Genomic DNA, 22,638 nt, shown 5'->3' on the forward strand with positions numbered 1-22,638 from the left:
GCCGCGTGCGGTGCGCGCTCGCATTGGCGGCGAGCGCATTGGGCAGTCGCTCGCCGGCAGTGTCGAGGCGCTGGCGGGCGGTGGCCAGAAGCCGCTCGGCATCGGGCAGTGCGCGGGCGGCTGCCCGGAGTTCGGTGCGCCGTCCCTCCATGCCGCGGGCGATCGCGAGGCCGAGGCGGCGGCCGAGGCCGAGGGTCTCGGCGACGAGGTCGGCGCGCACCGGCACCGCCATCTCGGCTGCGGCGGTGGGGGTGGGGGCACGGCGGTCGGCGGCGAAGTCGATAAGCGTGGTATCGGTCTCGTGGCCGACCGCCGAGATGAGCGGGATGGCGCTCTCGGCCGCGGCGCGGACGACGATCTCCTCATTGAAGCCCCAGAGGTCCTCGAGCGAGCCGCCGCCGCGTGCGACGATGATGACGTCGGGACGCGGCAGGTCGTCGTCGGGGCCGATGGCGTTGAAGCCGCGGATGGCAGCCGCGACTTCCGCGGCGCTCCCCTCGCCCTGCACGCGCACCGGCCAGACGAGGACGGTACGCGGGAAACGGTCCTCGAGGCGATGGAGGATGTCGCGGATGACGGCGCCGGTCGGCGAGGTGACGACGCCGATGACCTCCGGCAGGTAGGGCAAGGGCCGCTTGCGCGCCGCATCGAACAGGCCTTCGGCGGCGAGCTTCTTGCGGCGCTCCTCCAGGAGCGCCATGAGCGCACCAACACCGGCGGGCTCCAGGCTTTCGATGACCACCTGGTACTTGGACGAGCCCGGGAAGGTGGTGACGCGGCCGGTGGCGATGACCTCCAGCCCCTCCTGCGGCTTGAACTTCAGCCGCCCGTAGGTCCCCTTCCAGATCACCGCCTCGATGGCGGCGCCCTCGTCCTTCAGGCGGAAGTAGCAATGGCCCGAGGCGCTCGGCCCCTTGAAACCGGAGACCTCGCCGCGCAGCCGCACATAGCCGAAGGCGTCCTCCACCGTCCGCTTGATGGCGGCGGAGAGGTCCGAGACGGAAATCTCGGGCGTGTTGGACGGGGCGACATCGGTCATGCGCAGCGAATCCGTTGCCGGACGGGGCGCTCTTGTCTAGACGCTGCGGGACGAGGGTTGAAGGGGCGGACTGCATCAGACGGACGCAGGGCGCCGTTCCCCCGGCGGAGACGGCCATGAACGTGCTTCTGATCGGCGGCGGCGGCCGCGAACATGCCCTCGCCTGGGCCCTGTCGGCGAGCCCGCTGCTCACCAACCTCCACTGCGCGCCCGGCAATCCCGGCATCGCCGAGGTCGCGACACTCGCGACGATCGACGTCACCGACCACGCCGCCGTCATCGCCTATTGCCGGATCCATGCCATCACCTTCGTGGTGGTCGGCCCGGAGGCGCCGCTGGTGGCGGGCATCGCCGACGACCTCGCGGCGGCCGGCATCAAGGTCTTCGGCCCGTCGAAGGCCGCCGCCCAGCTCGAGGGCTCCAAGGGCTTCACCAAGGACCTCTGCCGGGAGTTTGCCATTCCGACCGCCGCCTACGAGCGATTCACGGAAGCCGCGCCGGCAAGGGACTATGTGCGCCGCATGGGCGCGCCGATCGTGATCAAGGCGGATGGTCTCGCCGCCGGCAAGGGCGTCGTTGTCGCCATGACGCTGGACGAGGCGCTCGGAGCCGTCGACATGATGTTCGAGGGCGGCATGGGTGCCGCCGGCGCCTCGGTCGTGGTCGAGGAGTTCATGACCGGCGAGGAGGCCTCCTTCTTCGCCCTCTGCGACGGAGACAACGCGCTGGCCCTCGCCACCGCGCAGGACCACAAACGGGTGGGCGACGGCGACACCGGCCCCAATACCGGCGGCATGGGTGCCTATTCGCCGGCCCCGGTCATGACGCCGGCCCTGGTCGAGCGCACCATGGCCGAGATCATCCGCCCGACGCTCGCGGCGATGAAGGCCAAGGGGCATGCGTTCAAGGGGGTGCTGTTCGCCGGACTGATGATCACCGACGCGGGACCGAAGCTGATCGAATACAACTGCCGATTCGGCGACCCCGAATGCGAGGTGCTGATGATGCGGCTGAAGGACGACCTCCTGACGCTGCTCCTCGCCGCCGCCGACGGCCAGCTGAAGACGATGAGCGCGCGCTGGTACGACGAGGCGGCGCTCACCGTGGTGATGGCGGAGAAGGGCTATCCCGGCACGCCGGAGAAGGGCAGCCTCATCCGCGGCATCGAACGGGCGCGGGAGCTGCCGGGCGTCGAGGTCTTCCATGCCGGCACGGCGCTGAAGGACGGAAGCGTCGTGGCGAACGGCGGCCGCGTTCTCGCCGTCACCGCCACGGGGCGAACCGTGTCGGAGGCCCAGGAGAAGGCCTACCGGGCGGTGGACCTCATCGACTGGCCGGGCGGATTCTGCCGCCGGGACATCGGCTGGCAGGCAGTGGCGCGGGAACGCGCCACGCCCGGGCGGGATTGAGCCGGGAGCGCGGCCCCGTTAGCGTGAAGCCGGGCGACCCACAACCGGCCCGGGGACACGCGTGCAGCGGATCAAGAAGACGATGGGGCTGATCTGGGACGCGGTCCGGCCGGGTGGGGCCGGCGGCCGCGTGATCGCCAGCATCCGGGACATCGATCCGCGCATCAGTCCCGACTTCGACTTTCAGCTCCGTCAGGACGAAACGGGTGTGTTTTTCGTCGATGGCCGCGGCAAGCGGGTGGCCCGCGCGCGCGTTGAGGCGCTGGCAGACGGGATCGACGGGCTGCTGCGCCATATCCAGGATTCCGGCGAGGCCATTCCCGCCGACAAGATGCCCTTCCGCTCTCTCTGGACCGGCCAGGCCTTCGCTATCGACGATCTCCAGCTCAGCGGCGCCACCATCGACGTGAATCTCTCGCGCCGGGCGGGTTCGATCGAGATCGACGTGCCGGTCGCGACCGCCGAGAACCCGATCACCCTGACGCCGGATGCTCTCGACATTTTCGTCACCGCGATCCGCCAGTTACTCGCCCGGGGCGTTGTGAGTGCGGGAGCGGTCGCCTGACGCTCGTCGGCTCGTCCAGGAGAAAGAACGCCATGGCCACCTACGATCTCTTCCCCGGCTTCGAATCGCACTGGATCGACACCTCGATCGGCCAGATCTTCGCGCGGTCCGGCGGTTCGGGGCCGCCTCTGCTGCTGGTCCACGGCTTTCCGCAGACCCATGTGGAGTGGCATCGGATCGCCCCGGAACTGGCGAAGCACTTCACCCTCGTCCTGCCGGACCTGCCGGGCTACGGCTGGTCGACGGCGCCGCGCGGCGGGACCGACCATTTCCCCTATGCCAAGTCCGACATGGCGAAGGTGATGATCGAGGTGATGTCCGCCCTCGGCCATGCCCGTTTCATGGCCTGCGGCCATGATCGCGGCGCCCGCGTCACCTACCGCCTGGCGCTGGACCATCCCGGACGGCTGGAGCGCCTCGCTCTCCTCGACATCGTGCCGACGGTGGTCATGTGGGAGCGCATCCGCGCCGCCCCTTCGCCGAAGACCGAGCACTGGATCTTCCTGTCCGGGCCGGACGGCGTGCCGGAGGCGGAGATCGGCCGCAATCCCACCGCCTATCTCGAGGAGAAGCTGTCGCTCTGGACGAAGACGGGCACGCTCGACGCCTATGACAACCGGGCGCTGCAGCACTACCGCGACTTCTTCAACGATCCCTCGCGCATCCATGCCTGCTGCGAGGACTATCGGGCCGGTGCCACCGTCGACCTCGTCGCCGACGTGACCGACCGGACGGAGGGGCGGACGATCGCCGAGCCCGTCCATGTCGTGTGGGGCGATGCCGGCATCCCGTCAGCCGGGGCGAGCCCGCTGGAGGCCTGGAAGGTCTTCGCGCCGAAGGCCACGGGCGCGGCGGTCGATTCCGGTCACTTCATCCCGGAGGAAAACCCGGGGGGCTGCCTCGCGGCCCTCCTGCCGTTCCTCAGGGCGACGACGCTCGCATGAGACGGTCGCGCTCCTGAGGCGGCGTGCTTGACCCCCGGGCCGCCGCCCCTTAACCCCGCTGGCATGACCGACGTTCTCGCCGCCCCATCCCCGTCGCCAACCGCCGTCATCGACGGTCTATCCGCCATCGCGGAGGGCTACGACCTCGTCTTCTCGGACGTCTGGGGCGTGCTGCACAACGGGATGAAGGCCCACCCTGCCGCCTGCGAGGCGCTGGTGGCGATGCGGCGGCGCGGGGTGCCGGTGATCCTCATCACCAACGCGCCGCGCCAGGCCCCCGTGGTGGTCGGCCAGCTCGACCGGCTCGGCGTTCCGCGCGCCGCCTATGACGCCATCGTCACCTCGGGCGACGTGTCACGCGACTACATGCGCACCCGGCCGGGGGCGCCGGTGCACCATGTCGGCCCGCAGCGTGACCTCGTGGTCTTCGAGGGCATCGACACCCGTCTCGTCGGCATCGAGGAAGCGGACTACGTCGTCTGCACCGGCCTCGTCGACGACCGCACCGAGACGCCGGACGACTATCAGGAGCGTCTGCAGCGCATGAAGGCGCGCGACCTGTTCTTCCTGTGCGGCAATCCGGACAAGGTGGTCGAGGTCGGCCACGACCTCATCTTCTGCGCCGGCGCGATCGGCGACCGCTACCAGTCCATGGGCGGCGAGGTGCTCTATGCCGGCAAGCCCTACGAGCCCGCCTACGAGGCCTGCTGGGGCTATGCGGAGCGCATCCTGGGACATCGCCCCGACCGCAGCCGGGTCCTGGCCATCGGCGACGCGATGCGCACCGACGTCGCCGGTGCGGTCCGCATGGGCTACGACTGCCTGTTCCTCGCGGAAGGCATCCACGCCGAGGTGTTGCTGGATGAGGGTGGGGTCAAGGCCGAGGGGCTCGCGGCGCTGATCGCGGAGACGGGGCAGCGGCCCCGTCACGTCATGCGCAAGCTCGTCTGGTAGAGGCCGGGCCGGTGAGCGGGCCTCAGGCCTCGCTCTTGGCGCCCTTCTTGGCGGGCTTGGCGAAGAGCGCGTCGACGTCGTTCTGGTCGACACCCTCGCCGTCGAGCTGCGGCCCGTGCAGGATGTTCTTCAGCTTGCGCTCCTCGCGGCGGCGCTCGTCTTCCGACAGGTAGCCGTCGGCATCGGCGGCGCTGATCGCATCGGCGAAGCGGGTGACGCGGGCCTCGATGTGCTTGAGCGTGTCGATGACCTTGGCGACACGCTGGCCGGTGATGTCCTGGAAGGAGCAGGCCTCGAAGATGAGCATCATGCGCTCGTCGACCATGGCCTTGTAGGCGACGGGGTCGGAGGCGTCGGCCGCCATCAGTTCCTCGGCGGCGCCCATGATGGTGTCGGTCGCTTTCTCGGTCGCCTTGACGATGGCGTCGAGCTCCATGCCGGCGGCCGGAATGCGGCTGTGCTTGAGATCGTTCGGCTGCAGGCGGCCGACCTCGACCTTCATGTTGGTGATGAACGAGGCGATGTCCGACAGCTCGCGATAGACCGCCATGTCGATGGAGCGGAAGAAGCTGGACAGCGACTCGACGGTCACCTCGGCCAGGGCGACCACGTCGCCGAGCGAAACGTCGCCGTTGCCCTTCGTCCGGATGAACTGGACGATGCGGTCGAGATGCTCGGTGGACACTTTTTTCATGGTCGCCTGTTCCTCGGGGAGCTCAGCGGCGGCGTGAGTCCGGTCGGTATCAATGCCTCCCGCAGGCCGGCCCTCGGGCCGGCCGCATCCGGGAGGTCGGAGTTCAGGCCGATCAGTCGGCGAAGACCGCGTCGATCTTGGCCTTCAGCGTCTGGGCGTTGAAGGGCTTCACGATGTAGTTGTTCACGCCGGCCTTCTTGGCGGCGATGACGTTCTCGGTCTTCGATTCCGCCGTGACCATGATGAAGGGCGTGCGCGAGAGCGAGCCGTCGGAACGGACCTCCTTCAGGAGCTCGTAGCCGGTCATCGGCTCCATGTTCCAGTCGGAGATCACCAGCCCGTACTTCTTCTCCTTCATCTTGGCGAGGGCGGCGGAGCCGTCCGACGCGTCGTCGATGTCGTCGAAGCCGAGCTGCTTCAGAAGGTTACGGATGATGCGGATCATCGTGTTGTAATCGTCGACCACGAGGATCGGCATCGAAAGGTCAACAGCCATCACACTGCTCCAAGCGCCGGCGCAACTCTTGGCGCACCGTTCCGGAAAGTTGTTCGAACCGCACGCGTCGCGGCGATCGGTATGAAAATGCCTGTCAGCCTTGAAGAAGCGGTTAACACAGCGTCTGGGGCATCGGGAAAAAGCCGAAGCAACATGGCCGGGTGGCATCCACCTCCCGACAGGGTTAGAAAATGGTTCGACGGTGGCGGCACCCGGCGGGTGCGGCCGTCCCGGAGACGTCCATGACCTATTACCAGGAGCAGTCCCCCGTCTCGACGGGCCTGCGCGGCCGTTGCCCGCGCTGTGGCGAGGGACATCTGTTCGACGGCTTCCTGACGGTGAAGCCCCGTTGCAGCGCCTGCGGGCTCGACCTCGCCTTCGCCGATTCCGGCGACGGCCCCGCCGTCTTCGTCATCCTCTTTGCCGGATTCCTCATCTGCGCCATGGCGCTGGTGGTGGAGGTCCGCTACGAGCCGCCATTCTGGGTTCACGCCGTCATCTTCGGCCCGCTGGTGCTCGCCGTGTGCCTGGGGCTCCTGCGGCCGATGAAGGGGCTCATGGTGGCCCTGCAATATCGCCACGGTGCGCGCGAAGGCCGCCTCGACAGCGAGTGACCCAGGGCCTATCTGCGGGGCATGACCCCGACGCCCGGCCACCCCGCTCCCATCGCCTCGCCGCCTCCGCTGGCGCGGCCGCGCTCGCTCGTCGTGCCGGCCATCGCCGCGCTGCTGGCGCTCGGCATCCTCGTCGGGCTGGGGTCCTGGCAGATGTCGCGCCTCGCCTGGAAGAACGGGCTCGTCGCGCAGGTGGAACAGCGCACGCGGGCGCCCGCGATCCCGCTTCCCGGCCGCGAGGGCTGGCCGCGCATGACTCCCGCACGGGATGACTATCGCAAGGTGACGGTGACCGGGCGCTTCCGCCACGACGCCGAGGCCTATCTCTACCACGTCGCCGGCGACAGCCGGCAGGCCGACCGGTCGCGCCCCCAGGGGCAGGGCTATTTCGTGCTGACGCCACTGGTGACGGCGGCGGGGGACACGGTGCTGGTCAACCGCGGCTTCGTGCCGACCGAACGGCGCGACCCCGCGACCCGTTCCGCGGGCCAGGTGACGGGCGAGGTGAGCGTCACCGGGCTCGTCCGCTATCCCGAGGAGCGCGGTCTGTTCGCGGCGCCAGACGATCCGGCGCGGCGGACCTTCTACACCCGCGACGTCACGGCCATCGGCCGCAGCCTCGGCCTCGACCCGGCAGCCACGGCCCCCTTCTCGGTCGATGCCGACGCGACGCCCGTTCCCGGCGGCCTGCCGGTCGGCGGCGAGACGCGGCTCGTCTTCGCCAACCGGCACTTCGAATATGCGCTGACGTGGTTCGGCCTCGCCCTGACGCTCGTCGGGGTGTTCGGCGCCTATGCCTATCAGCGGCTCAGGCGGCGCTGAGCGCCGTCACATCCCCTCGGGCTTGCCGACGACCACGACCAGCATCTTCGGGTCCGCGAACAGGCGCTGCGCCACGCGGCGGGCGTCGTCGAGCGTCACCGCCTCGATCAGCGCGTTGCGCTGGTCGAGATAGTCGGGCTGGAGACCGTCGAGCTGGATGCGGATCAGGTTGGAGGCGATCTGGGTCGAGGTCTCGAAGCGCAGGGCCCAGGAGCCGATGAGATAGCGCTTGGCCTGCTCGAGCTCGAGGGCGGTCGGACCCTCCGCGCCGATGCGCTGCAGTTCGCCGGTGATGACCGCAAGGCTCTCGGCGGCGCGGTCGTTGCGCGTCGAGGTGCCGCCGGTGACGAGGCCGGTGGCGTCCAGGGCGGCGAGGCCCGAGGAGACCGAATAGGCGAGACCGCGCTTCTCGCGGACCTCCTGGTAGAGGCGGGAGGAGAAGCCACCGCCGCCGAGAACGTGGTTGAGCACGAAGGCGGGGATGAAGTCCGGGTCCTCGCGCTTCAGGCCCGGCAGGCCGAAGGAGATGATGGCCTGCGGAACGTCCAGCGGGACGACGCGCCGCTCGCCGGTGCCGGCGATGACAGCATCGGGAACGGGTGCGAGGTCGCCCTTCGCAGGAAGGTCGCCGAAGATGCGGTCGAGCAGGGGGCCGAGTTCGGCCGCGGTGATGTCGCCGACCACGGCGACCTTCAGACTGTCGCGGGCAAAGATGCGGCCGTGGAGCGCCTTGAGGTCGTCGCGGGTGATGGCGGCGACGCTGTCGAGCGTCCCCGCCCCGCGCCGACCGTAGGGGTGGCCGGGAAAGGCAGTGGCCCAGAAGGTGTCGCTGGCGATCGAATTGGGATTGGTGGAGGCTCGCCTGACGGAGGCGAGGATCGACTGGCGCATGCGCTCCAGCGGCGCGGCGTCGAGGCGCGGGCGGGTCAGGGCGAGGTGGAGAAGGTCCACCGCCTCGGCGCGGTGTTCGGTGAGGGTGCGGAGCGAGCCTGAGAACAGGTCGCGGCTCGCGGCGAAGCTCACCTCGATGGCGCGATCCTGCAGGCGGCCGTTGAAGGCTTCCGAATCGAGATCCCCGGCGCCCTCGTCGAGGAGCGCGGCGAGAAGATTGGCGGTGCCCTCGCGCCCCTGGGCGTCCTGGGCCGTGCCGCCCTTGAAGGCGAAGGACAGGGCGAGAACCGGCAGGTGGGTCTGGCGCACCAGCCAGGCCTCGATGCCGCCCGGCGAGACGACGCGCTGGACCCGTCCCGCCTGGCTTGCGGGAGCCTCGGCGAGGGCCGGGGCGGTCGGGGTCAGGGCATGGGCCATCGTCAGGAATCCGGCGGCGATGAAAAGGAGGGCGCGGCGCATCAGCTGCGCTCCGCACGAACGAGTTCGCCGGTGACGGCGCGCGAGAAGTCGAAGGCACGCGGCGCCATGGCGTTGATCTGGTCGCGGGTGACGGCGCGGATGCGCTCGACCCATTGCTGCAGGTCATCCATGGAGGCGCCGCAGGTGAGGGCTCCTCCATACATGCGGGCCATGGAGGCCTGGCTGTCCTGCGAATAGACCGACTCGGCGATGAGGCGTGTCTTGGCGCGGGCGACCTCGTCCTGGCCCACGCCGTCGCCGGCGACGCGCGCCGCGACCTCGAACATCGCCGCCTCGAGCGCCTCGATGGTGACGCCTGGGCGGGGCGCCGCATGGATGCCGAAGCGGCCGTCGCCGAGGGCGGAGCTCGCGTAGAAGCAGCCGGCGCTGACCGCGAGGCCCCGGTCGGCCACCAGCGTCTTGTAGATGCGGCCGCTCGGCGACGCGCCCACCACCTGTGAGAGAACCTCGAGCGCCTCCGCCTCTCCGGGGCGCGCCGTGCGGTAGGAGGGCACGACGATCGTGTGGGTGAGGCTCGGCTGGCGGACGCGCTGGTCGGCGAGGCGGACGCGCTCGCGGGTCTCGCGGCCCGCGGCAGGCGGCCTGCTGCGGGCGACGATGGCCGGGTTCGAATCGAGGCGGCCGTAGGTCTCGGCGGCCATGCGGAACACCGCGTCGGGCGCGACGTCGCCGGCAACGACCAGGATGGCGTTGTTCGGCGCGTAGTGGCGGCGGTAGAAGGCCATGGCGTCGTCAAGGTCGAGCTTGGCGATCTCCTGTTCGAAGCCGATGATCGGAATGCCGTAGGGGTGGGACTCGCCCCAGAGCCGGGCCTGCATGCGCTCGCCGAGGCGGGCGCCCGGGTCATTGTCGATGCGCTGGCGGCGCTCCTCCAGCACCACGTCGCGTTCGGGCAGCACGACCTCGTCGGTGAGGACGAGGCCGGTCATACGGTCGGCCTCGAAATCCATCATCACCGGCAGCTGCTCGCGGGCGATGCGCTGGAAATAGCCGGTGTAGTCGTAGGAGGTGAAGGCGTTCTCCTGCCCGCCGGCGGCGGAGATGGCGCGGGAGAAGACCGGCGCCGGGTTGCGCGCCGTGCCCTTGAACAGGAGGTGCTCGAGAAAGTGGGCGAGGCCGGAGCGGCCCGGCTCCTCGTCCGCCGAGCCGACCCTGTACCAGAGCATGTGGGTGACGACCGGCACGCGGTGGTCTGGAATGGCGACCACCTCGAGCCCGTTGGCGAGGACGTGACGATAGGCGCGCTCGACCGGAACCGCGAAGGCGGTGGAGGGCAGCAGCGCCGGCGCCGCCAGGGCGCCGAGGCCGCTCGTGAACATGCGTCGTGTCATCGGCATCGCACCACCATCATCGCCGCGGAACCCGGCGCATTGAGCCATGGATCATTCCCGGGGGCCACATGACAAGCCCGTGACCGCGGCGGAGCCGCGAAAAGAAAAGGGCGGCCGAGGCCGCCCTTTCAACCTTCGAAGGCGGGAAGCCCTCAGTGGCCGACCACACCGGCCATCGCGCGGCCCGACCAGTCGTAGCCCCAGACGTAGATCGCGGCGAAGAGGAACAGCCAGACCACGTCGACGAAGTGCCAGTACCAGGCGGCGGCCTCGAAGCCGAAGTGCTTCTCCGGCGTCAGGTGCGTCTCCTTGTAGAGGCGCAGCACGCAGACCAGCAGGAAGATGGTGCCGACGACGACGTGGAAGCCGTGGAAGCCGGTCGCCATGAAGAAGGTCGCGCCGTAGATGTTGCCCGAGAAGCCGAAGTGGGCGTGCGTGTACTCGTAGATCTGCAGGCAGGTGAAGAGGAAGCCGAGGACGACGGTGAACCAGAGGTACATCTTCGCCTGCTCGCGGTCCCCCGTCACGATGTGGTGGTGGGCGGCGGTGACGGTGGTGCCCGAGAGCAGCAGCACCATGGTGCCGAGGAGCGGGATCTGCAGCGGGTTGAAGGTCTCGATGCCCTTCGGCGGCCAGTGACCGCCGGTGAGCTCCGTGCGCTGGTACTGGATCGCCTCGCCGGGGAAGAAGGCGGCGTCGAAATAGGCCCAGAACCACGCCACGAAGAACATCACCTCGGAGGCGATGAACATGATCATGCCGTAGCGCAGGTGCAGCGACACGACGCGGGTGTGGTGGCCTTCCTGGCCCTCGCGGATCACGTCCGACCACCAGCCGAACATGGTGTAGAGGACGCCGATGAGGCCGGCGAAGAAGACGACCCAGCCGAGCTGCAGGCCGGCCAGCGCCATGGACTTCATCCACATGACGGCGCCCACGGCCATGACGAAGGCCGACATCGAGCCGACGAACGGCCAGGGGCTGAGTGGCACCAGGTGGTAGTCGTGCTGTTTGGCGTGGGCCTCGGCCATTGAAGTCTCCGTATGGCTCTCCGCGACGGTTCCCCGTCGCGTCGGTCTGTCAGTTGGTCCGCGAACCAGCCGTCGGCGCGGCGCCCTGGGCGACGGGCTTCGGCGTCTGGTTCTGGCGATAGAAGGTATAGCTCAGGGTGATGGTGTTGGCGGTGCGCGCCGAGGGGTCCTCGGCGATCGCCGGATCGACGAAATAGACGACGGTGAACTCGCGCGATTCGCCGGGGGCGAGCGTCTGCTCGGTGAAGCAGAAGCACTCGAGCTTGTTGAAGTAGCGTCCGGTCTCGGCAGGGGCCACGTTGTAGGTGGCCATGCCGGTGACGGGAACGGAGGCGAGATTGGTGACCTTGTAGGTCATCGTATGGGTCTCGCCCGCCTTGATGGAATGGCGGGTGGTGTCGACCTGGAAGCGCCAGGGCAGGCCGGTGCCGATGTTGGAATCGAAGCGGATGTCGACCGGATGGTCGATCACGCGGTCGGCCGGGCGCTCGGCGCGCATGGTGGTGCCGCCGAAGCCGGTGACCCTGCAGAACAGGTCGTAGAGCGGCACGGCGGCATAGGCGGCGCCGAACATGGCGAGACCGAACGTGAAGGCGGCGGCAGCGACCTTCAGGTCGCGCTTCCAGTCGCGGGGCGTCGGTGTCTCGAGGTGCGCGTCGCTCATCTCCGCCTCACATCGGCCGCTGCAGGATGGCGGCGCCCTTGACGATCGTGATGACCCAGAACAGCACGCACAGCCCGGCGAGCGCAAAGGCGATGGCAAGGTTGCGCTGCCGCTGGCGGCGCTTCTCCTCGGGCGTCAGGACGATGCCGGCGTCGGTGGGGTGATCGACCATTGCCGAGCCTCCTCAGAAGATCCGGGCCAAGACGCCCTGCTCGACGAGGAGCACGGCGAAGAGCGCGAAGAGATAGAGGATGGAGAAGGCGAACATGCGGCCCGCAGCCTTGCGGGCCGGTGCGCCTTCCCGGCGGCGGTAGATGTCGACGGCGAGCCAGAGGATGCCCAGTCCGCCGACGAGAGAGGTCAGCCCGTAGGCGAGACCCGCAAACGACAGGAACCAGGGCGCCATGCCGACCGGCGCGAGGACCAGCGTGTAGAGCAGGATCTGGCGGCGTGTCTCGTCCTCGCCGCAGACCACGGGAAGCATGGGAACGCCGGCACGCGCGTAGTCCTCGGACTTGATGAGTGCGAGGGCCCAGAAGTGCGGGGGCGTCCAGATGAAGATGATGAGGAAGAGGACGATCGATTCGACGGAGACCTGGCCGGTGACGGCTGCCCAGCCGATCATCGGCGGGAAGGCACCCGCGGCGCCGCCGATGACGATGTTCTGCGGCGTCCAGCGCTTCAGCCACATCGTGTAGACGACGGCGTAGAAAAAGATCGTGAAGGCGAGGAGACCGGCGGCGAGCCAGTTGGCGACGAGGCCGAGGACGAGCACCGACAGCACCGAAAGAACGAGGCCGAAGGCCAGCGCCTCGCCCGGCGCGACGCGCCCAGCCGGGATCGGACGCTTGGCCGTGCGGGCCATGAGCGCGTCGATGTCGGCGTCGTACCACATGTTCAGGGCACCCGACGCGCCCGCGCCGACCGCGATGCACAGCAGGCTGATGGCGGCGAGGACCGGATGGAGACCGCCCGGTGCCACGACGAGGCCCGTCAGCGCCGTGAAGATGACGAGCGACATCACCCGCGGCTTCAGCAGGGCGATGAAGTCGCGCGGCTCCGCCTGGCTGACCAGGGCGGTGCGCTCGATGCTCGAAGTGTCGTCGACGAGGGACAAGACGGTCTCGATGTTGCGGCGGGACGGATCCGTCCCGGGATGGAGGCGAAGCCCGGTGCCGTGGCTCCGGGCTTCGGCGAGGCGCGTCAGCGGATGCGCGGCAGCTGCTCGAACTGGTGGAACGGCGGCGGCGAGGACAGGGTCCACTCGAGGGTGGTGGCACCCTCGCCCCACGGATTGTCGCCGACCTTCTGCTTGCGCGCGAAGGCATGGGCGACGCCGCCGAGGAAGATCACCACGCCGACGGCGGCGATGTAGGAGCCGATCGAGGAGACGAAGTTCCACATCGCGAAGGCGTCGGGATAGTCGACGTAGCGGCGCGGCATGCCCTGCAGACCGAGGAAGTGCTGCGGGAAGAACACCAGGTTGACGCCGATGAAGGTCACCCAGAAGTGCAGCTTGCCGATGGTCTCGGAGTACATGTAGCCGAACATCTTCGGGAACCAGTAGTACCAGGCCGCGAAGATGGCGAAGACGGCGCCGAGCGACAGCACGTAGTGGAAGTGCGCGACGACGTAGTAGGTGTCGTGCAGGGCGCGGTCGACGCCGGCATTGGCCAGGACGACGCCGGTGACGCCACCGACCGTGAAGAGGAAGATGAAGCCGACGGCCCAGAGCATCGGGGTCGCCATGCGGATGGAGCCGCCCCACATGGTGGCGATCCACGAGAAGATCTTCACGCCGGTCGGCACCGCGATGACCATGGTGGCAGCGACGAAATAGGCCTGGGTCGTGACCGACAGGCCCGCCGTGTACATGTGGTGGGCCCAGACGATGAAGCCGACGACGCCGATCGCGACCATGGCGTAGGCCATGCCGAGATAGCCGAAGACGGGCTTGCGCGAGAAGGTCGAGACGATGTGGCTGATGATGCCGAAGGCCGGCAGGATCAGGATGTAGACCTCGGGGTGGCCGAAGAACCAGAACAGGTGCTGGTAGAGAATCGGGTCACCGCCGCCGGCCGGATCGAAGAAGGTGGTGCCGAAGTTGCGGTCCGTCAGCAGCATGGTGATGGCGCCGGCGAGGACCGGCAGCGACATCAGCAGCAGGAAGGCCGTGACCAGCACCGACCAGGCGAAGAGCGGCATCTTGTGCAGCGTCATGCCCGGAGCGCGCATGTTGAAGATCGTGGTGATGAAGTTGATCGCGCCGAGGATCGACGAGGCGCCGGCGATGTGCAGCGACAGGATCGCGAAATCCATGGCCGGGCCGGGGTGGCCGAGCTTGGAGGACAGCGGCGGATAGGCGGTCCAGCCGCCGCCGAAGCCGTTGGCGCCGGTCGGGCCCTCGACGAAGAGCGAGATCAGCAGCAGGGCGAAGGCGGGCGGCAGCAGCCAGAACGAGATGTTGTTCATCCGCGGGAAGGCCATGTCCGGGGCGCCGATCATGATCGGCACGAACCAGTTGGCGAAGCCGCCGATCAGCGCCGGCATGACCATGAAGAAGATCATGATCAGGCCGTGGCCGGTGGTGAACACGTTGAAGGTGTGGGGATTGGTGAAGATCTGCATCCCCGGCTCCATCAGCTCCATGCGGATGCCGATGGACAGGGCGAACCCGATGAGCCCCGCGAAGATCGCGAAGATCAGGTACATCGTGCCGATGTCCTTGTGGTTCGTCGAATAGACGTAACGGCGCCAGCCCGTGGGAATGGCGTGATCGTCGTGGTGGTCGTGACCGGCGGTCGCGTGAGCGTTTGCCATGATGGAATCGATCCTCGACAGGTATCGTCTCGGGAGCAGGCGCGTCAGCGCGCCGCGGGGATGTCGTTGGCGGCGACGGTCGTCGGCCGGTCGGCCGCAGCGAACTTGCGCCGCGCCTCCTCAACCCAGGCTGCAAATGCCTGTTCCGACACGACGCGCACGGCGATCGGCATGAACGCGTGGTCCTTGCCGCAGAGCTCCGAGCACTGGCCGTAGAAGATGCCCTCGCGGGTGGCGCGGAACCAGGTCTCGTTCAGGCGGCCCGGCACGGCGTCGACCTTGATGCCGAAGCCCGGCACCGCGAAGGCGTGCATGACGTCGGAGGAGGTCACCTGGACGCGGATGACCTTGTTGACCGGGACGACCACCTCGTTGTCGACGGCGAGCAGGCGCGGCACCTCTCCGGCGGGGGCACCGGCCTGGATGCGCTGCTGGCGCTCCTGGTCGGTCTGCATGTTCGACACGAAGTTGAAGTTCCCGTGGTCGGGATAGTCGTAGGACCAGCGCCAGCTGGCACCCGTCGCCTTGATGGTCATGTCGGCGCGCGGGATCACCTGCTGCTGGTAGAGCAGCCGGAAGGAGGGGATCGCGATGATGATCAGGATCAGCACCGGGATGACCGTCCAGGCGACCTCGAGGCCCACGTGGTGGGTGGTGGTCGACGGCGTCGGGTTGCGCTTCTCGGAGAAGCGGTAGAGGCACCAGCCGAGCAGGCCGGCCACGAAGATGCAGATCACCGTGATGATCGGCAGCAGCAGGCCGTTATGGAACCATTGCACGAAGTCCATGATCGGCGAGGCGGATTCTTGGAAGCCGAGGGCGCCCGGCGACGGTTGCCCGAGCCCTTGTTGCGCCATTGCAGGCCCGACGGCCGCCATTGCGGCCAGAAGCGCCAAGGCACCCGACGCGCGCGCTCCGAGGGCGAACTTTCCGCCCAGGACCGCCGGCGCGCCGTTCCGCATCGCCAAACCCATGTTCTTCCGCTCCGTAGCCAAGGGCCGAAAATCGCCGGACATCGACCCTGTCTCTGTTGTCGCTCGCAGTCCCGGCGGATCGGTTGACCGCACGCCGGGGCTTTCGGCTGCCCTTGCCTTTACGACCGGGGACGCATCTCCGATCAATGCGTCTCTCAACGGCCGGCTCAGGGTTTGCCGGCCCCTTGAAACACAAAAACGCCATGCTCGCAATGCGACCCTTTAGAGCTTTTCCAAGCCCCGGGACCGATTGCAGCTTGAAGGGCTTATAAACTCCGGGGGGGCGCATTGGAATTGGCCGAAAGGCGGTTCTCTCCCTTGAAAACGGCATGGCAAACAGGCCGCGCACGCATAATCTTGACACCATTGCGAGCAAATGGTCCCTCGCGGTCTCGTCGGACCGGCTGCGCGCCGGCGGCGATTCGTTCGCCGGGTCGCCCGATCCGGCCACGCGAGCCCCCTGATCGTGCCCCGAGCTCGGAGCCCCACGGATGACCAAGCCGACATCGCTGCGAATGGCCAAGCGCCTCCGTCACGGCCTGACGGGCGCCGCACTCGCGGTCTTCGCCCTCGTTGCGGCTGGCGGGGCGGTCCTCGCCCAGGGCGCCGTGCGCGCGACCCACGGCGACTGGCAGGTGCGCTGCGACACGCCGCCGGGCTCACGCTCCGAACAGTGCGCCCTCGTCCAGAACGTGGCCGCCGAGGACAGGCCCAACGTCGCGCTGACGGTCATCGCGCTGAAAACCGCCGACGGCCGGGCCCGCCTGCTCCGCGTCCTCGCCCCGCTCGGCGTGCTGCTGCCCTCCGGCCTCGGCCTGAAGATTGACAATGCGGACGTCGGCCGCGCCGGCTTCGTGCGCTGCCTGCCGTCCGGCTGTGTCGCCGAGGTGGTGATGGACGACAACCTCCTGAACCAGCTCTCCTCCGGCCAGACCGCGACCTTCATCATCTTCCAGACGCCGGAGGAGGGAATCGGCGTGCCGGTGTCGCTCAACGGCTTCAAGCCGGGCTTCGAGGCCCTGCCCTGACGGGCGGGCTCGCGCCGCGGCGCCCGGCGCACTAGATAGCCGGACAGTCCCCGTTTCCTCGCGCCGGAGCCGCCATGGCCGACCTGTCCCTCTTCGCCCGCGCCGACCTCGATCCCGACCGGGCGCGCGCCATCCTCGGCGATGCGCTCGCCGGCGCCGACGACGGCGAACTGTTCATCGAATACAAGCAGTCGGAGTCGCTGCTCTTCGACAACGGGCGGCTGAAGCAGGCCGGCACCGACAACGGCCAGGGCTTCGGCCTCAGGTCGGTCAAGGGCGAGGCGGTCGGCTACGCCCATTCCTCGGACGTGTCGGAGCCGGCGCTGAAGCGCGCGGCGGAGACCGTCAGGGCGGTGGCGGGCGGCTATGCCGGCACGCTGGCGGCAGGCCCGGTGCGCTCCAACGTCAGGCTCTACGCCGACGAGAACCCGCTCGACGCGCCGGCCTTCGCCGAGAAGGTCAAGCTGCTCGAGACCATCGACGCCTATGTCAGGGCGAAGGACCCCAAGGTGCGGCAGGTGACGGTGTCGCTCGCCGGTTCCTGGCAGGTGGTCGAAATCCTCCGGCCCGATGGCGAGCTGTTCCGCGACGTCCGCCCGCTGGTCCGTCTCAACGTCACCGTCGTGGCCGGCTCCGGCGACCGCCAGGAGGCCGGGAGCCACGGCTTCGGTGGCCGCGCCGGCTATGCCGGTTTCATCACCGAGGGGCGCTGGAAGCATGCCGCGGACGAGGCCATCCGCCAGGCGCTGGTGAACCTCGAGAGCATTCCCTCCCCCGCCGGCGAGATGGACGTGGTGCTCGGCCCCGGCTGGCCGGGCGTCATGCTGCACGAGGCGGTGGGCCACGGCCTCGAGGGCGACTTCAACCGCAAGGGCCAGTCGGCCTTCGCCGGCCTGATGGGCGAGATGGTGGCCGCCAAGGGCGTCACCGTGGTGGACGACGGAACCATCGCCGACCGCCGCGGCTCCATCTCCCTCGACGACGAGGGGACGGCCTCGCACCGCACCGTCCTGATCGAGGACGGCCGGCTCGTCGGCTACATGCAGGACCGGCAGAACGCCCGGCTGATGGGTGTCGCCGCCACCGGCAACGGCCGGCGCGAGAGCTATGCCCATGCGCCGATGCCCCGCATGACCAACACCTACATGCTGGGCGGCGCCCACACGAAGGACGAGATCCTCGCCAGTGTGAAGAACGGACTCTACGCCGTGAGCTTCGGCGGCGGCCAGGTGGACATCACCTCCGGCAAGTACGTCTTCGAGTGCACGGAGGCCTACCGGATCGAGAACGGCCGGGTCGGCGCTCCGGTGAAGGGCGCCATGCTGATCGGCTCGGGGCCCGCTGACATGAAGCGGGTCACCATGGTGGGCGACGACATGAGCCTCGACACCGGCATCGGCACCTGCGGCAAGGCTGGCCAGTGGGTTCCGGTGGGCGTCGGCCAGCCGACGCTGAAGATGGAGCGCATCACGGTGGGCGGCACGGGCTGAGACGGGGCTGCCGCTCCACACCAACCCCACCGTTGTGGCGATGCCGTCGCGTCATGCGTGAAAACACATGGGTGCGATAAGCTCGTGTTGCCCCTAGATTGGGGTTGATTGCCCGAAACCCCCGCGAGTTCATGGCCGACGCCCATTCCCCCACAGCCTTCGTGATCCCGGCCGTCACCCTGCTCGCGGCGGCCTGTGTCGCCGTGCCGCTGTTCCGCAAGGCGCGGCTCGGCTCGATCCTAGGCTATCTCGCGGCCGGCCTCGCCATCGGGCCCTTCGGCCTCAGGCTGATCTCCGACCCGGCGGCGATCCTCCACATCGCCGAACTCGGCGTGGTGATGTTCCTGTTCATCATCGGGCTGGAGATGCGACCAGCCCGCCTGTGGAGCCTGCGGAGGCAGATCTTCGGCCTCGGCCTGCTTCAGGTCGGGGTCTGCACCGGTCTCCTCACGCTGATGGGCCTCGCCGGAGGGTTTCCGCCGGCCGTGTCCTTCGTCGCCGCAGCCGGCTTCGTGCTCACCTCCACCGCCATCGTCATGCAGACGCTGGAGGAGCGCGGCGAGCTCAACACCCCGCACGGCCAGAAGATGGTCTCCATCCTCCTGCTCGAGGACCTCGCCATCGTGCCGCTGCTGGCGCTCGTCGCCTTCCTTGCTCCGGCGGTGACCGGCGCGCAGGACGGCAACCTCGTCTCGCGACTGACGGCCGTGGCGATCGGCATCGGCTCCGTGGCGGCGCTCATCGTCGGCGGCCGCTTCCTGCTCAACCCGCTGTTCCGCTTCCTTGCGGCCTATGGCGCCCGCGAGGTGATGACGGCGGCAGCTCTCCTCGTGGTGCTGGGATCGGCGCTGGCCCTGCAGCTCGGCGGCCTCTCCATGGCCATGGGTGCCTTCCTCGCCGGTGTGCTGCTGTCCGAATCGACCTTCCGGCACCAGCTGGAGGCCGACGTGGAGCCGTTCCGCGGCATCCTGCTCGGCCTGTTCTTCATGGCGGTGGGCATGTCGCTCGACCTCTCGGTGGTCGTCGCCAACTGGTCGCTCGTCGCCACCTATGTCGCAGCCTACATGGTCGCCAAGGGCATCGGCATCTATGCGGTGGCGAGGCTGACGCGGGCGGGCCACGGCGAGGCCATGGAACGCACGCTGATGATGGCGCAGGGCGGCGAGTTCGCCTTCGTTCTCTATGCCGCCGCGACCAGCACCGGCCTCATCGACGGGCGGGCGAACGCCACGCTCACCGCCATCGTCATCATCTCCATGGTGCTGACGCCGCTGGCGCTGATGGGCCTGCGCTTCCTCATCGCCGCGCCGAAGGGTCCCTCGCTCGACGGGGTCGAGGTCGCCGACGGCCTCACCGGCGAGGTGCTGATGATCGGCTTCGGACGCTTCGGGCAGGTGGCGTCCCAGGCGCTGCTGGCCGAGCGGGCGGAGGTCACGATCATCGACAATGACGTGGAAATGATCCAGGCCGCCGGCACCTTCGGCTTCCGCATCTACTACGGCGACGGCACCCGCCTCGACGTGCTGCGCGCGGCGGGCGCGGGCACGGCCCGCCTCATCTGCGTCTGCGTCGACAAGCAGGAGGCGGCGGACAAGATCGTCGAGCTGATCAAGGCCGAGTTCCCCCTCGCCAAGCTCTTCGTCCGCTCCTTCGACCGCGCCCACACCATCAAGCTCAGGGAAGAGGGGGTCGACTACGAAATCCGCGAGGTGCTGGAGAGCGCCCTCGTCTTCGGACGCGAGGCGCTGGTGGCGCTCGGCATCGAGCGGGAGGTCGCACGCCAGACGGTCAGCGACCTGCGCAAGCGCGACGCGGCGCGCCTCGAACTGCAGATGCATGAGGGCATCCAGGCCGGTGTCCACCTGATGCACCAGCAGCGCGTGACGCCGGCGCCGCTGACCGAACCCGGCCGCAAGGCACAGGCCCTCAATCCGGAGGCCGAGGACGTGCTGGCGGACGAGACGAGGTTTTCGGGATGACATCCGCCGCCCCGGCCCGCGCGCCGGGCAAGTTCACCCAGGGCTCCACCATGCGCCACGTGATCGTCATGACCCTCACCGGGTCGGTCGGTCTCATGGCGGTGTTCATGGTGGACCTGCTCAACCTGTTCTACATCGCCCAGCTCGGCGAGCAGGAGCTCGCCGCCGCCATCGGCTATGCCGGCACGGTGCTGTTCTTCCTCACCTCCTTCGCCATCGGCCTGTCGATCGCCGGCACCGCGCTGGTGTCGCGGGCGCTGGGGGCCGGCGACCGGGAGAAGGCGCGCAGGCTGGCCACCTCCAGCCTCATCGTCATGGCGCTGGCGATGCTGGTGCTGTCGGCGGCGATGCTGCCCTTCTCCGGCTTCCTGCTGGCGAGCCTCGGGGCCGGCGGGCGGACCCTCGCCATCGCCGACCGCTTCCTGTGGATGGTGGTGCCGGCCACCGCCTTCCTCGGGCTCGGCATGATGTATTCGGCCATCCTGCGCGCCGTCGGCGATGCCAAGCGCGCCATGTGGGTGACGCTCACCGGCGGCGTGGTGACGGCGATCCTCGACCCGCTCTTCATCTTCGGCTTCGGCCTTGGGGTCGACGGCGCCGCCATCACCTCGATCATCTCGCGCTGCGCCATGGCCTATATGGGCCTGCGCGGCGTGACGCTGGTGCACCGGCTGACCGCCCGGCCCGTCCTCTCCGACATCCTCGGCGACATCCGGCCGATCGCCGCCATCGCCGTGCCGGCGGTGCTGACGAACATCGCCACACCCGTCGGCAACGGCATCGTGACCGCCATGATCGCCCGCTATGGCGACGGGGCGGTCGCCGGCTGGGCCGTGCTCGGCCGCCTGGTGCCGGTCGCCTTCGGCGCCTTCTTCGCGCTGTCCGGCTCCGTCGGGCCGATCATGGGGCAGAATGTCGGGGCGCGGCAGTTCGGCCGCGTCCGGCAGACGCTGGTCGACGCCCTCGTTTTCCTCAGCCTCTACGGCGTCGTGGTCTGGCTGGCGCTGCTCGTGCTCTCGCCGCAGGTGGTGAAGCTCTTCGATGCGACGGGAACCGCGGCGGCGGTCATCGCCTTCTTCTGCGTCTACGCCTCGCTCGGATGGGCCTTCAACGGCGCGGTCTTCGTCGGCAACGCCGCCTTCAACAATCTGGGCTTCCCGACCTATTCGACGGTGCTCAACTGGGGCCGCGCCACGGTCGGCACCGTGCCCTTCGCCATGGCGGGAGCCTGGATCGCCGGGCCGGACCAGGGCGCCCAGGGCGTCATCGCGGGACAGGCCGCGGGTGGCATCCTGTTCGGCATCCTGTCCATGGTCATCTGCTTCCGGGTTATCGACCGGATGGCGACCCGCCCGCCCACCGAGCCACCGACACCCGCAGGACCGCCGAGCGGCCTGTCCCCCTTCACCTCGGGCAAGGGTGCGACAGCGGGGTCGTGACGCTGGGCGGGCGGCGTGGTTAGATGACGGACAACGGGGCGGGAATCGACCCCGGGGAGCATGCCGATGTTTAACCTCGCCGACATCCTCGCCCAGGCGCAGGCGAAACAGGGCTTCGACCAGTTCGCCAGCCAGTTCGGCATGGGGCCGCAGCAGGTCAAGGCGGCGATGGATGCGCTGTTGCCGGCCTTCTCGCTCGGCCTCAACAAGGCGACCCAGTCGCCCGCCGACATGGCCAATCTCTTCGGGCTGTTCACCTCGGGCAACAACTACGCCCAGATGTTCGAGCAGCCGATGCAGGCCGGCCAGAGCATGGTGGCGGCAGGCCAGCAGGCCCTGACCCGCATCTTCGGCACGCCGGAGCTGACCCAGGCCATCGCGCAGCAGACGGCGCTGGCGACCGGCATGCAGCAGGAGGCGATGCGGCAGGTGATGCCGATGATGGCCTCGCTGCTGATGGGCGGGCTGATGAAGGGCGCCATGAGCGGGCAGAACCCGCTGGGCGACATGATCTCCACCATGGTCGCGCGCATGATGCCGCCGCAGGCGACGGCGGCTGCCGACCCGATGGCCGGCATGATGGGCATGTTCGGCAATTTCTTCGGCCAGGGGGCGCCGAAGCCGGCCGCGATGCCGGCCATGCCTGGCCTCGAGCAGATGATGGAGCTCGCCCGCCAGATGCAGGCGGCCAATCCGCTGCTCGCCGCCGCCATGAACCCGCAGGCGCCGACGCCCGAGACGACCGGGGCGCGCAGCCTCGGGCAGCAGGCGGCCGACACCTGGACGGCGACCATGGGCCGGATGTTCGAGGCTGGCCGCGAGGTGCAGGACCAGCAGCTGGCGCAGCTCGAAACGCTCTTCACCCAGTTCGGCAAAGCCGCGCCGCCCAAGCCCCCGGCCACATGAACGAAGTTTAACTCGGTCCGCCGGGTGCGGTGGCGTAGATTCTCCTCATCAGGGCGAACCCCAGAGGA

Annotated in this window: 22 protein-coding genes; 11 read left to right on the forward strand and 11 right to left on the reverse strand. The window is 69.0% G+C overall.

The window, feature by feature from the left end:
• Window positions 1-1,039: exodeoxyribonuclease VII large subunit (xseA, locus tag ACT6XY_RS13530; protein WP_444748850.1), on the reverse strand; the 1,039-nt coding region annotated here is incomplete at its 3' end.
• 116 nt (window positions 1,040-1,155) lie between these two features.
• On the opposite strand from xseA, the gene purD reads away from it, so the two are divergent.
• From purD to ACT6XY_RS13550, 4 genes are all read left to right on the forward strand, one after another.
• A complete protein-coding gene (gene purD, locus ACT6XY_RS13535) occupies window positions 1,156-2,448 on the forward strand; it encodes a phosphoribosylamine--glycine ligase (protein ID WP_444748851.1) in 1,293 nt (430 codons plus the stop codon).
• A 61-nt stretch (window positions 2,449-2,509) separates the two neighbouring features.
• Window positions 2,510-3,013, forward strand: a complete 504-nt coding sequence (locus ACT6XY_RS13540; RefSeq protein ID WP_444748852.1) for a hypothetical protein — start codon at window positions 2,510-2,512, stop codon at window positions 3,011-3,013.
• A 32-nt stretch (window positions 3,014-3,045) separates the two neighbouring features.
• Window positions 3,046-3,957, forward strand: a complete 912-nt coding sequence (locus ACT6XY_RS13545) for an alpha/beta fold hydrolase (protein WP_444748853.1) — start codon at window positions 3,046-3,048, stop codon at window positions 3,955-3,957.
• Window positions 3,958-4,020: 63 nt separating this feature from the next.
• The gene (locus ACT6XY_RS13550) at window positions 4,021-4,911 is read left to right on the forward strand and encodes a TIGR01459 family HAD-type hydrolase (RefSeq protein ID WP_444748854.1); all 891 of its coding nucleotides are present in this window, start codon (window positions 4,021-4,023) and stop codon (window positions 4,909-4,911) included.
• A gap of 22 nt (window positions 4,912-4,933) precedes the next feature.
• Here the strand turns inward: ACT6XY_RS13550 and ACT6XY_RS13555 are convergent, their stop codons facing one another.
• Both ACT6XY_RS13555 and ACT6XY_RS13560 read right to left on the reverse strand, forming a co-directional pair.
• The gene (locus ACT6XY_RS13555) at window positions 4,934-5,605 is read right to left on the reverse strand and encodes a protein phosphatase CheZ (RefSeq protein ID WP_444748855.1); all 672 of its coding nucleotides are present in this window, start codon (window positions 5,603-5,605) and stop codon (window positions 4,934-4,936) included.
• A gap of 112 nt (window positions 5,606-5,717) precedes the next feature.
• The gene (locus tag ACT6XY_RS13560; RefSeq protein WP_106746950.1) at window positions 5,718-6,101 is read right to left on the reverse strand and encodes a response regulator; all 384 of its coding nucleotides are present in this window, start codon (window positions 6,099-6,101) and stop codon (window positions 5,718-5,720) included.
• Between the two features lie 242 nt (window positions 6,102-6,343).
• Here ACT6XY_RS13560 and ACT6XY_RS13565 point away from each other — a divergent pair, with 242 nt between their 5' ends.
• Together ACT6XY_RS13565 and ACT6XY_RS13570 are read left to right on the forward strand one after the other, a co-directional pair.
• Entirely contained in the window at window positions 6,344-6,715 is a 372-nt protein-coding gene (locus tag ACT6XY_RS13565) for a DUF983 domain-containing protein (protein WP_444748856.1), read from the forward strand.
• 21 nt (window positions 6,716-6,736) lie between these two features.
• Window positions 6,737-7,537: an SURF1 family protein gene (locus ACT6XY_RS13570; RefSeq protein ID WP_444748857.1), complete on the forward strand. Its 801-nt coding sequence runs from the start codon at window positions 6,737-6,739 to the stop codon at window positions 7,535-7,537.
• A 6-nt stretch (window positions 7,538-7,543) separates the two neighbouring features.
• Here ACT6XY_RS13570 and ACT6XY_RS13575 read toward each other — a convergent pair whose 3' ends face one another.
• From ACT6XY_RS13575 to coxB, 8 genes are all read right to left on the reverse strand, one after another.
• Window positions 7,544-8,887 carry a M16 family metallopeptidase gene (locus ACT6XY_RS13575; protein ID WP_444748858.1) on the reverse strand — a complete coding sequence of 448 codons (1,344 nt, stop codon included), beginning with the start codon at window positions 8,885-8,887 and terminating at the stop codon, window positions 7,544-7,546.
• On the reverse strand, window positions 8,887-10,227 hold the full coding sequence (locus ACT6XY_RS13580; protein WP_444748859.1) for a M16 family metallopeptidase: 1,341 nt from the start codon (window positions 10,225-10,227) through the stop codon (window positions 8,887-8,889). Before ACT6XY_RS13580 ends, ACT6XY_RS13575 begins: the two co-directional genes overlap by 1 nt.
• 164 nt (window positions 10,228-10,391) lie before the next feature.
• On the reverse strand, window positions 10,392-11,270 hold the full coding sequence (locus ACT6XY_RS13585) for a cytochrome c oxidase subunit 3 (RefSeq protein ID WP_444748860.1): 879 nt from the start codon (window positions 11,268-11,270) through the stop codon (window positions 10,392-10,394).
• 49 nt (window positions 11,271-11,319) lie between these two features.
• Window positions 11,320-11,934 (reverse strand): cytochrome c oxidase assembly protein, encoded by a 615-nt coding sequence (locus tag ACT6XY_RS13590; protein WP_444748861.1) that lies wholly within the window; start codon window positions 11,932-11,934, stop codon window positions 11,320-11,322.
• Window positions 11,935-11,941: 7 nt separating this feature from the next.
• The gene (locus tag ACT6XY_RS13595; RefSeq protein ID WP_444748862.1) at window positions 11,942-12,106 is read right to left on the reverse strand and encodes a CoxF protein; all 165 of its coding nucleotides are present in this window, start codon (window positions 12,104-12,106) and stop codon (window positions 11,942-11,944) included.
• A 12-nt stretch (window positions 12,107-12,118) separates the two neighbouring features.
• On the reverse strand, window positions 12,119-13,051 hold the full coding sequence (locus ACT6XY_RS13600) for a heme o synthase (protein ID WP_444748863.1): 933 nt from the start codon (window positions 13,049-13,051) through the stop codon (window positions 12,119-12,121).
• 86 nt (window positions 13,052-13,137) lie between these two features.
• Entirely contained in the window at window positions 13,138-14,754 is a 1,617-nt protein-coding gene (gene ctaD / locus ACT6XY_RS13605) for a cytochrome c oxidase subunit I (protein WP_444748864.1), read from the reverse strand.
• Window positions 14,755-14,798: 44 nt separating this feature from the next.
• Entirely contained in the window at window positions 14,799-15,632 is an 834-nt protein-coding gene (gene coxB / locus ACT6XY_RS13610) for a cytochrome c oxidase subunit II (protein ID WP_444748883.1), read from the reverse strand.
• 587 nt (window positions 15,633-16,219) lie between these two features.
• On the opposite strand from coxB, the gene ACT6XY_RS13615 reads away from it, so the two are divergent.
• From ACT6XY_RS13615 to ACT6XY_RS13635, 5 genes are all read left to right on the forward strand, one after another.
• On the forward strand, window positions 16,220-16,756 hold the full coding sequence (locus tag ACT6XY_RS13615; protein WP_444748865.1) for an invasion associated locus B family protein: 537 nt from the start codon (window positions 16,220-16,222) through the stop codon (window positions 16,754-16,756).
• A 74-nt stretch (window positions 16,757-16,830) separates the two neighbouring features.
• Window positions 16,831-18,246 carry a metalloprotease TldD gene (gene tldD, locus ACT6XY_RS13620; RefSeq protein WP_444748866.1) on the forward strand — a complete coding sequence of 472 codons (1,416 nt, stop codon included), beginning with the start codon at window positions 16,831-16,833 and terminating at the stop codon, window positions 18,244-18,246.
• Window positions 18,247-18,377: 131 nt separating this feature from the next.
• Complete coding sequence (locus tag ACT6XY_RS13625) at window positions 18,378-20,225, forward strand: monovalent cation:proton antiporter-2 (CPA2) family protein (RefSeq protein WP_444748867.1); 1,848 nt, start codon at window positions 18,378-18,380, stop codon at window positions 20,223-20,225.
• Complete coding sequence (locus ACT6XY_RS13630) at window positions 20,222-21,664, forward strand: MATE family efflux transporter (protein ID WP_444748868.1); 1,443 nt, start codon at window positions 20,222-20,224, stop codon at window positions 21,662-21,664. The genes ACT6XY_RS13625 and ACT6XY_RS13630 overlap by 4 nt, the downstream gene beginning before the upstream one ends.
• Before the next feature lie 60 nt (window positions 21,665-21,724).
• Complete coding sequence (locus ACT6XY_RS13635; RefSeq protein ID WP_444748869.1) at window positions 21,725-22,570, forward strand: DUF937 domain-containing protein; 846 nt, start codon at window positions 21,725-21,727, stop codon at window positions 22,568-22,570.
• The last annotated feature ends 68 nt before the right edge of the window (window positions 22,571-22,638 follow it).

It is taken from the genome of Phreatobacter sp. (assembly GCF_052440005.1).
In the GTDB taxonomy this organism is placed as follows: Bacteria; Pseudomonadota; Alphaproteobacteria; order Rhizobiales; family Phreatobacteraceae; genus Phreatobacter.